The organism is Actinomadura nitritigenes, from assembly GCF_017573545.1.
Lineage (GTDB): Bacteria > Actinomycetota > Actinomycetes > Streptosporangiales > Streptosporangiaceae > Spirillospora > Spirillospora nitritigenes.
Genome location: NZ_JAGEOK010000030.1, coordinates 122,817 through 132,195 on the forward strand (window position 1 = coordinate 122,817; position 9,379 = coordinate 132,195).

At 66.8% G+C, this 9,379-nt stretch carries 10 protein-coding genes and 2 pseudogenes; 9 read left to right on the top strand and 3 right to left on the bottom strand.

What is annotated here, in order from left to right; all coding sequences use genetic code 11:
- Positions 1-281: 281 nt before the first annotated feature.
- Both J4557_RS36995 and J4557_RS37000 read left to right on the top strand, forming a co-directional pair.
- Entirely contained in the window at positions 282-1,043 is a 762-nt protein-coding gene (locus J4557_RS36995) for a hypothetical protein (RefSeq protein WP_208271456.1), read from the top strand.
- 374 nt (positions 1,044-1,417) lie between these two features.
- Positions 1,418-2,506: an integrase core domain-containing protein gene (locus tag J4557_RS37000; RefSeq protein WP_208271457.1), complete on the top strand. Its 1,089-nt coding sequence runs from the start codon at positions 1,418-1,420 to the stop codon at positions 2,504-2,506.
- Between the two features lie 122 nt (positions 2,507-2,628).
- Here the strand turns inward: J4557_RS37000 and J4557_RS37005 are convergent, their stop codons facing one another.
- Entirely contained in the window at positions 2,629-3,540 is a 912-nt protein-coding gene (locus J4557_RS37005) for a LysR family transcriptional regulator (RefSeq protein ID WP_208271458.1), read from the bottom strand.
- 180 nt (positions 3,541-3,720) lie between these two features.
- On the opposite strand from J4557_RS37005, the gene J4557_RS37010 reads away from it, so the two are divergent.
- From J4557_RS37010 to J4557_RS37035, 7 genes and pseudogenes are all read left to right on the top strand, one after another.
- Positions 3,721-4,353 carry an NADPH-dependent F420 reductase gene (locus tag J4557_RS37010; RefSeq protein ID WP_208271459.1) on the top strand — a complete coding sequence of 211 codons (633 nt, stop codon included), beginning with the start codon at positions 3,721-3,723 and terminating at the stop codon, positions 4,351-4,353.
- Between the two features lie 91 nt (positions 4,354-4,444).
- Positions 4,445-5,380 carry an SDR family oxidoreductase gene (locus J4557_RS37015; protein WP_208271460.1) on the top strand — a complete coding sequence of 312 codons (936 nt, stop codon included), beginning with the start codon at positions 4,445-4,447 and terminating at the stop codon, positions 5,378-5,380.
- Positions 5,381-5,449: 69 nt separating this feature from the next.
- Complete coding sequence (locus J4557_RS37020; protein ID WP_208271461.1) at positions 5,450-6,118, top strand: NADPH-dependent F420 reductase; 669 nt, start codon at positions 5,450-5,452, stop codon at positions 6,116-6,118.
- A gap of 494 nt (positions 6,119-6,612) precedes the next feature.
- Entirely contained in the window at positions 6,613-6,879 is a 267-nt protein-coding gene (locus J4557_RS52250) for an Arm DNA-binding domain-containing protein (RefSeq protein ID WP_372442570.1), read from the top strand.
- Between the two features lie 15 nt (positions 6,880-6,894).
- Positions 6,895-7,023 (top strand): annotated as a pseudogene (locus J4557_RS52255) (tyrosine-type recombinase/integrase); the annotation flags it as partial.
- Positions 7,024-7,026: 3 nt separating this feature from the next.
- Positions 7,027-7,734, top strand: coding sequence for a hypothetical protein (locus tag J4557_RS37030; RefSeq protein WP_243776937.1), 708 nt, complete (start codon positions 7,027-7,029; stop codon positions 7,732-7,734).
- Between the two features lie 647 nt (positions 7,735-8,381).
- Positions 8,382-8,771 carry a hypothetical protein gene (locus J4557_RS37035; protein ID WP_208271463.1) on the top strand — a complete coding sequence of 130 codons (390 nt, stop codon included), beginning with the start codon at positions 8,382-8,384 and terminating at the stop codon, positions 8,769-8,771.
- A 41-nt stretch (positions 8,772-8,812) separates the two neighbouring features.
- Here the strand turns inward: J4557_RS37035 and J4557_RS37040 are convergent, their stop codons facing one another.
- The gene (locus J4557_RS37040) at positions 8,813-9,241 is read right to left on the bottom strand and encodes an SRPBCC domain-containing protein (protein ID WP_307800419.1); all 429 of its coding nucleotides are present in this window, start codon (positions 9,239-9,241) and stop codon (positions 8,813-8,815) included.
- A 21-nt stretch (positions 9,242-9,262) separates the two neighbouring features.
- A pseudogene (locus tag J4557_RS37045) lies at positions 9,263-9,379 on the bottom strand (IS5/IS1182 family transposase); the annotation flags it as partial.

Sequence of the window (9,379 nt, forward strand, 5' to 3'; positions counted from 1 at the left end):
CCCACCTGGCGCGGAACCTGAACCCGGAACCCAACAGAAACCGCAGGATGAAACGCCCACTTTTAAGAAAACCAGGCTCGCGGACAGCAGCCGACGGCCTGACCGCTGCCCTGGTGGTGGCTCCGCGCTGTGCTGCCCGGCGACTGGACGAGGCTTCCTCTAGCTGAAACTGCACCGCCCCCGCCGCGCAGCCACCGGACTGCTGCGATCGCCGAGGCCGAGGAGTGGCCAGCCGAGGAGGTGACTGGTCAACTGCTTGATGCCTAGTAGTGTGCCTCGGCGTGGTGATCTTCTCCGAGCGGGTGGCCGCGTTGCGGGCGGCGGCGCAGGACGGCGACGCCGGGGCCGCCCGGGAATACGGGCGGTTGTTGAGCCTGCTTCCGGATGTGGCCGTGGTGGAGGACGAACCGGTCTGGCCCGGTGAACCATGGCTGCGCGCCGCGGTCACCTCACGTCCCGATGACGCGCTGGCCCGTACGCTGCTGGGGAGTCTGCTGGTCACGCAGATCGCGTTGTGGCGGACCATCGTCGACATCGCCCCCGATGTCGACGAGGAGGAGGTCGAGTCCGCGAACACGCGTCGGCGAGAGGAGGCGGAGGAGTTGCTCGGCGGCGTCCTGCGCGAGGCCCCTGAGGCGCCCACGCCCAAGGCGTGCCTAGCGGCGCTGGCCGAAGCGTTCGACGAGGGCGACTACCCCGAGGGCGAGGACGGGGCTTTCCCCTACGACTACCATCTGGTCGAGACGGAGTTGTGGAGCGGCTCGGTATGCACCAGGCTTCAACTGGTCGTCACCGATCCCGAGGAATTGCGCTGGGCCTGCGACTATTGGTTGGCGAATTATGCCGACCTGGTCGGCACACTCACCCTTACCTCGTACTCCCGGGGCGAGAAGGTCGACACTGTGGCTCTTTTGGAAGGCCCTGCCGAGACCGTCGACTGGGAGGCGGTGACGATTCCGCCGTTGGCGGGAGCGCCGCTGCCGCCGGGGCACCCTGCCCCGCACTGGCGCACCTACTACGGATTTACCGTAGAGGTTGGATGAGCAGTGGAAACAACGAACTCATGGGAATAGTGTCCCATCACGGACGGTTCCTGGGCTGAGTTCAGGCTGTTGAGAGCGGCCAAGGACTCTGGTTGGTGAGCCGAGTGAGGGCGTCCAGGAAGCCGATGCCGTATTTGGCGGTGGTGGCCAGGTAGCACGCATGTCCGGGCGGCCAGCTTCGTTGGTCCGGTCCTGGTGGGTGGGGTTGTTGGCGTTGACGCACCGGGGCGGTCAGTTCGCTGGGGCCAATACCCGCCGGACAGTCGAAGTCGTGCTCCCGCACCACCTCATCCTGTACCGCTCGAATACTCAGTTTCATGCTGTGAGCTGGGATTTTGCTGCGGTGCCGCAGCAGTCACTGCGACCATCTCGAGGTGTTGTTGTCTCTGCTCTACCGGTTGGTCCGGAGCCTGCCCGGCCTGTTGGTGATGCTGGTCCGGTCTGATCTGTCCAAGGACGTCGAGTTGCTGGTGCTGCGTCACGAGAACCAAGTGCTGCGCCGTCAGGTCGCAGGTCGTCCGCGCTGGGATCATGGCGACCGGCTCTGGTTTGCGGCGTTGTCCCAACTGGTGCCGCGCCGGCGGTGGGCCGAACTCTTCCCGGTTGTGCCGGCGACGATCCTGCGCTGGCACCGTGACCTCGTCGCCCGTAAGTGGACCTTCACTGACCGGCGCCGTCCAGGTCGCCCCCGCACGGGTGCGTCGATCAGAACGCTGATCCTGCGGATGGCGCGGGAGAACCCGGCCTGGGGACATCGGCGGATCCAAGGCGAGTTGGCCGGTCTCGGCTACACGATCGCGGCGTCCACGGTGTGGGAGATCCTGCACGCAGCCGGCATCGATCCGGCACCGCGTCGGGCGGAGCCGACGTGGCGGCAGTTCCTGACCGCTCAAGCACACGCGATCATCGCCTGCGTCTTCCTGGTGGTGGAGACGGTCCTGCTCAAGCGGCTCTATGCGCTGGTGTTCATCGAGCACGGCACCCGCAGAGTGCATCTGGCCGGGGTGACCGCGTGCCCGACGGGGGCGTGGGCGGTCCAGCAGGCCCGCAACCTGGCCATGGAGTTGGAGGATCGTATCGGCGCGCTGCGGTTTTTGATCCATGCCCGCGATCCGATCTTCACCAGCGCGTTCGATGAAGTGTTCAAGGTTGAAGGGCTCCGGGCCGTCAGGACCTTGTCGCGGACGCCGCGGATGAATGCCATCTGTGAGCGCGTGATCGGAACCCTTCGCCGTGAACTGCTGGACAGGGTGTTGATCCTGGGGGAGCGGCACCTGGCCTTGGTGCTCGGCGAGTACCTGGACCACTACAACGGCCACCGGCCACACCAGGCCCGCCGGCAACGACCTCCAGATGCCGAATGCCAGCCCATCAGGACCCCGGCTGAACTCAACGCGCTGCGATCCATCCGGCGAAGACCCGTCGTCACCGGCGTGATCAACGAATACCACTACGCCGCATAACCCCAGCTCAAGCTGCCCAACTCAATAGTCGAGCGGGACAGGCTCCGAGGTCAGCCGCCAGCACCACTCCGTCAGGCCTTTCACTCCCCGGCGCATGATGAACCGGGGGCCAGCCGGACTGCTCAAGCGTGCCTTGAGGCGATATCGCCTCCAAGCTGCCACATCTCATAGTTCCCGCATTCTGCTGTGATCTCGGCTGTCGACTGAGCCGCAGCGACGAAGTCACTCACCACCGGCGAGGTGTGCGATGTCGCCACCGCGAGGTACACCTGGTCGGGGGCCAGATCCGGGATGGGCACATAGACGACGTCCGGATGCGAGTAGAACACGGACGCCGAACGGGCCAGGAAGGAGATTCCCCGTCCGGCCGCTACATGCTCGAGCGTCTCGTCCACCCCGCGCACCGCGTATCCGGCGTTGGGGAGAGGACGCTCGGTGGGCTGCGTGCTCGAGTCACCGTGCCAGACCAGCGTTTCGCCGGCCAGGTCGGCCTCGGTGACCTCCTCCTTGCCGGCAAGCCGGTGTCCGGCGGGCAGTACCGCTACCCGCGGCTCGGTGTACAGCGGGGTGACACGCAGCCCGGCCTCGTCAATGGGCAGCCGCACGTAGCCGACGTCGATGCGGCCGTCGAGCAGCATCGCAGCCTGGTCGTCCCCTTCGATCCGCCGCACGTCCACGACCACGTCCGGGTGCCGCTCCTCGAACGCACGGGCCGCCGGGATGACTGCGATGCCGGCCCGGAAACCGACCATCAGCCGCCGCTTGCCGCCGGCGGCCGCGGACACCCGGCGGCGGACCGCGTGGGTCGAGGCGAGCAGCGGACCGGCGTCGGCCAGCAGTTGCCGGCCCGCGTCTGTCAGCTCTACGCCGTGGCGATCTCTGGTGAACAGCGCGGCGCCGAGATCCCGCTCGAGCGCGCGGATCTGCCGGCTGAGCACCGGCTGTGCGATGTGAAGCTCATCGGCGGCGCGGCCGAAATGCAGCCGGTCGGCCACGGTGACGAAGTAACGCAGTTTGCGCAGATCCAGATCCATGAAACCCCCGGCCCGGTGGTACCTCCAGGGTATCACCACGGCTTCAAAAGGTCTTGGACGCCACTCAGACCCGATGGCAGCATGAAGAACAGGCGCTTAAGAGCATCGAAGTGAATTCGGTACAAGAAGCCGACACTGGAATCTGACGGCATAGGCAAAGCCCGGAAAGCAGGGATACCGATGAGCGGCATCAGCATTATCGGATTGGGAAACATGGCCCGTGCGCTGGCCGGCCGTGCGCTCGCCGGCGGTAACACCGTCGAGATCATCGGCCGCGACCAGGCCAAGACCAAGGAATTGGCCGCCGCGCTCGGCGGCCCCACGGTCGGGACGTCCGGGGCAGCCCCGGCCGGGGACATCGTGATCCTCGCCGTGCCGTACGCCGGCGCGGCGGCGGTGGTGCGGGAGTACGGGGACGCACTGCGCGGCAAGATCATCGTCGACGTCACCAACCCCGTAGCCCCCGACCTGCGGGGCTTCGTCGTCCCCGACGGCAGTTCCGGCGCACAGGAGATCGCCAAGGCGGCTCCCGGCGATGCGCATGTCGTCAAGGCGTTCAACACCGTGTTCTCCCACGTTCTGACGGCCGGCCCGGCCGAGGACCGCCCTCTGGACGTGTTCATCGCCGGCGACGACGCGCAGGCGAAGGCACGTGTGTCGGCGTTCGCCGAGAGCCTGGGGCTGCGCCCCTGGGACACGGGGGAACTGTTCATGGCGCGGGCGCTGGAGAACGCCGGCCTGCTGGAGCTGGGCCTCATGAACCACTCCGTCAAGCACGCCAATTTCTCCCTCGGCATCACCCTTCTCGGCTGAGCGCACTCCCATCACTACCTCTCGTGCCGCATTGCACCAGTTCACTTACGGCACGGAAAGACCCTGCACCTACCCTCACAAGGACAGCTAGATGCACGTATTCGTCGCCGGGGGGACCGGCCATTCCGGTTCGTACATCATCCCCGAGCTCATCGCCGCCGGGCACGAGGTCACCGGCCTGGCCCGGTCGGACGCTTCCGCGGCGGCCCTGTCCGCGCTCGGCGCGAAGGTGCGTCGCGGCGACCTTCAGGATCTCGACGGGCTCAAGGAGGCAGCCTCGGGCTCCGACGGCGTCATCCACGTCGCCCACAGGCAGGATCTGCTGCCCTCCGGCGGAATGGACGCCGTGGCCGCTGCGGAGCTTCCGATCATGCTCGCGTACGGCGAGGCACTTGCGAGTACCGGCAAGCCGCTGGTCACGGCGGGAAGCATGGGCTCGCCCGGGAACCTGGGGCGGCCGGCCACCGAGGTGGACCCGGCCCTCCCCGCCGGCGAGGAGCACAAGGGCACCCTGCGGGTCCGCAACGTCGTGGAAAGTGCCGTTGTCGACCTCTCCGAGCAGGGGGTGCGGTCTTCGGTCGTGCGGATCGCCAACATCGCGCACAGCACGACCGATCGTGCCGGCTTCCTCGTGCAGCTGATCGCGCTCGCGAAGGAAAAGGGGTTCGTCGGCTACCCCGGAGACGGCGCGAACCTATGGAACGCCGTGCACATCCGCGATGCCGCCACCCTGTTCCGCCTGGCGCTGGAGAAGGGGCCGGCCGGCAGATACTGGCACGCGGTCGAGGACGGGGGCATCACGTTCCGCGACATCGCCGAGGCCATCGCCAGCCGCATGGGCCTGCCCGCCGTGAGCGTCCCCAACGATGCCCTGATGACACCGGGGTACTTCGGGTTCCTCACGAATATCGTCACGCAGAGCTACCCGGCGTCCAACCTCATCACCCGCCGGACCCTCGGCTGGGAACCCGCCCAGCCCGGCCTGCTCGCCGATCTGGACAACGGCCACTATTTCCCCGCTGGCTGATGGCGGGAACCCGGATCGCAGTGAGCCGGGCAACCGGCGAGTCCGGCTCTTCTGAAGGACGTTGAGACCATGACGACTGTGGGATTCATCGGAAGCGGAAGCATCGGCAGGACCCTCGCGCGACTCGCTGTCGGGGCCGGGCACCATGTGGTGCTCAGCAACTCGCGCGGCCCCGGAACGCTCGTGGGAACGGCCGAGGAACTGGGGCCGCGGGCGTCCGCGGCGACGAGCGAAGAGGCCGCGGCGGCCGGTGACATCGTCGTGGTCGCGGTGCCGGTCAGTGCCTTCCCGCACGTGCCCGCCGCGCCACTGGCCGGGAAGACGGTCATCGACACCTGCAACTACGGCCCCGAGCGTGACGGGTACATCCCCGAGCTTGACGACAAGTCTCTCACCTCAAGCGAACTGCTTCTGCGGTACGTCCCGGACGCCCTCCTCGTGAAGGCGTTCAACAACATCTTCTTCAAGCACCTGCTGTCACTTGCCCGCCCGGCGGGGGTGGCCGACCGCTCCTACCTGCCGATCGCTGGGGACTCCGCACCGGCGAAGGCGGCGGCGACCGAATTCATCGGCTCCATCGGCTACAGCGTGGTAGACGCGGGAACGCTGGCCGACAGTTGGCGGCAGGCGACGGGTACGCCGGTGTGGGGAACACCGTATGGGCCGTACTCGAACGAGAATGGCCAGCCGGTCGGCGAGGACGCCATCCGCGCGGCACTGGCCACCGCAACGCGGTAACCGTCAATTATCGCGGACCGTGATGCGGTCCGGCCGCGCCATGCCCCCGCCCGGCCGCGTTGGCTCACTTTAGCCCGCGTTCTCCCGTTCCAGTTCAGCGGTGCATGCTGCTTCATCACTCGTGATTCCCCGGCGCAGGTCCTCGTCGGTCTCGGCACGCTTGACCCAGGTGCGCAGCGCGTCGGGATGAAAGCCGAGCTGGTCGGCGATACGGCATAGCCCACCGGCCCGGGGCCCGAGGTCCTTGTAGCCTCGATCGCCATCCTCGTAGCGCGTCCGCGCAGCTCGTCGGGGTACTTGCGGGCTGCCATCATGCCCGCGATCGTCCCGGGCCTTCGCTGATCTCGCTCCGCACCCGCCGGTCGACGAAAAAGCGTCGGTACCAAAATAGAAAAGGTTGGGAGATTGGGCTATTTCCGAGTGTCATAGATGGGCTTGAGGAAGCCTTTCGGTGCTGGTGTGGCTTGCGGACTGGTATGTAGCATCGGGTTTCGATGAAGGGGTCGACGTACAAGAGGTGTAAATGCCGTGGCGTGAACGGAAAGGAACTTGCTTCCCGCTGTCCGCAGTTGCGTCATGAGGGCGGCACGTGGAACCCGCGGCACGGTACCTGGTATTTCTACTTGGAACTCGACGCCGGCCCAGGTGGTAAGCGCCGTCGGGTCCGCCGGGGCGGGTTCACCACGCAAGAGGGCGCTGAGAACGCTCTGGAGGATGCACTGTGCCGGGCATTGCGCGGGTTGGACCCGGGTGTGCGGTAGTACACGGTCGGGCAATACCTTGATGAGTGGCTTGCCGACCATCGGGGCCTGCGCCGCAGTACCCGCAAATCCTACAGGGAGCACATCGAGTACCACCTCAACCCCCACCTCGGCCACATAGAACTGGACCAGCTACGCGTTTCACATGTGAACGAGATGTTCGCCGCGATCGACGCCGGCAACGAGCGCATCTTGTGGGCGGCAGGGGAACGTCGGCGGTTGCTTGCGGCGGCCCGGCGGGCATGGCGATCCGGGGACAAGGCCGCGCACAGAGCCGCTCGCGCCGAACTCGCCGGGCTTCCGCCGCACCGCCGGACGGTCGGGGCGGCGACCATGCAGCGCATCCGCGCGACCCTACGGTCGGCTCTGGCGGACGCGGTACGGCAAGGCCTGGTCACGGTGAACGTGGCGAAGCCGGCCAAGCTCAAGACAGGCAAGCGCCCCAATGCCCTCGTGTGGGGCACCGAACGCGTCACCGCATGGCAGACCGCCTATGAGCGGGAACTGGCGGCAGATCGGGAACGAGCTGGCGGCCGCCATCCGCGCTGCTGCCTCCATGGGGTCATGGTGACGATGATGCCCATCGGTGATTACAACGCGCTCACGATCCGTGCTGATCGCCGATCTGGACGGTTTCTGGAACCGAGGAGTGGCCGCGGGAGCCAGGGCGGCGGCGCGCGCGTCGTCCAGCGCCACTGCCTCGACCGGCAGGCCGAGTTGCAAGAACACCGCATCCTTGAGGCCCGCGCCGGTAACGGCCACCCGCCTCCCGGGCACGACCTCCGCGCACCCCTCCCGCTCACCCGTTCAGGCTGCGCCCCACTCCATCGAGATCACCAGACCTCCTCAACCTAGAGCCTCCATCGAAACCGGTGAGCTTCCCCCCGTTCCACGGATACCCGATCTGAGTTGACCTTGATCAACTTGGGAAGGAAGTGTCTCGTGTGCACCACCTCACCCGCCAGATCGCCAAGGACAGGGCCGTGACCAGGGTCGAACGCCTCGCCGGTGAGCTGGGGCTGAGCGTCCGGGGGCTGCAAAGGCTGTTCGCGGAGTATGTCCGCATCGGGCCCAAGTGGGTGATCCGCCCGCTACCGCCTGCACGAGGTGACCGCACGCATGGCCGCCGGCGGGTTGATCGAGCGGTATTAAAATTCCCGGGCCTGTTCGGGTTGGACCGTAGCCGTCCTCGGACGTCAACCGGCTGCGGGCGATGTGTGCCGCCCGGTGTGCCTCATTCCTGCTCGGCCCGGTCAGGGTCGCGCAGTGGTCGCAGGCCGCCGGGCATCTCCGCAGCAGGAATGAGGCCCCTGTGCCTGCCGACCTCTTGGACACTGTTCCGGCCGATGCAGGCATCCAGACGTTGCTGACCGGCACCTGCTCTACGCCCTCCGCGAGGTCGAGACCCCCTACAACGAGCATCGACCTCACCAGGGCAAGACCAACGCCCGCCCGTTGAAGTCGCTGCCTTCACCGATCACCGAACCCGACGAGATCGCCCAGTGGAACATCCGAAGAAGGCAACGTCTGGGCGGGATCCTCAACGAGTACCGGCATGCGGATTGACCTGCGCGGGCGAGGTTTTCGGCAAGCACAGCTACGGCGGCGCAGATCGCTGGGTACGCCGCGGGCCGGCGGCAGCGGATCGTCAAGCATGCCGGCTCGGCCCGCACCCGGTCGAACTCGGGGTGTTGCTGGAGCGTGCCCGTGCCCTGCTGGCCGATCCGCGTCAGGAGACGCTCGCCCTCGAGGTAGAGGCACCGCCGCCAAATCGCGGGACGGGGCCGGAGGCGATCATGGACCACTTGGCTGTGCGGGTCCGTGGGGACGTCCTTGTCGCCCGCATACCGCTGCAGAATGCCTTTACGCCGCCGGCGGTGCCGGCGGCGTGAGGGTTTAAGGAGCCTCGTCCATGCTTGTGTATTTGTGCCGGTCAGGCCGCAGGATTCGTCACTTCCGCCTCGGCGGCACGGGCGAGGCATTCGACCCAGTCCTGGTGATAGCGGTAGAGCGCACCGGGATGCTTACGCCCGAGCTCCTCGAGGAAGAAAAGGCCCTGCTGCGTTTCCTCGGTCAGCACGTGACAACCATCGTCCGTGGGCGTGATCACCCAGCCGTGGTATGCGCTCGAACCGGTTTCGTCATCGTCGACCGTCGTCTCCCACGAGAGTCTGGCGAAAGGCTCGCACTCCGTCACTTTTAGGGTCATGGGAAATCCAACCGTGACGCGGCTGTACTTGGTTTCGAGTGCCAGTTCCGACGCGCCGCTCAGGATCTTGACGCGATCTTCGGGAGGAAAATAGCTCGACCAGTTCTCGGCGTCGACGAGCAGCTTCCATACGACTTCGGGCGGCGCCTTCACGTCGATATCATTGACCCTTTTTCATCCTCGGGTGAGCTCGTAGTTCTGCAGGACGGCGATGGTCTTGACCAGGTGGCCGGCCTTGCCGGGGCTACAGCGGAGCTTGCGGAGGATTCGCCATGATTTGAGCTGGGCGTT

Coding starts and splice junctions, on each gene's coding strand:
- J4557_RS37020 (WP_208271461.1), top strand. CDS start 5,450: ATGACGACTGTGGGATTCATCGGAAGCGGAAGCATCGGCAGGACCCTC.
- J4557_RS52250 (WP_372442570.1), top strand. CDS start 6,613: ATGAAGGGGTCGACGTACAAGAGGTGTAAATGCCGTGGCGTGAACGGA.
- J4557_RS37005 (WP_208271458.1), bottom strand. CDS start 3,540: ATGGATCTGGATCTGCGCAAACTGCGTTACTTCGTCACCGTGGCCGAC.
- J4557_RS37015 (WP_208271460.1), top strand. CDS start 4,445: ATGCACGTATTCGTCGCCGGGGGGACCGGCCATTCCGGTTCGTACATC.
- J4557_RS37010 (WP_208271459.1), top strand. CDS start 3,721: ATGAGCGGCATCAGCATTATCGGATTGGGAAACATGGCCCGTGCGCTG.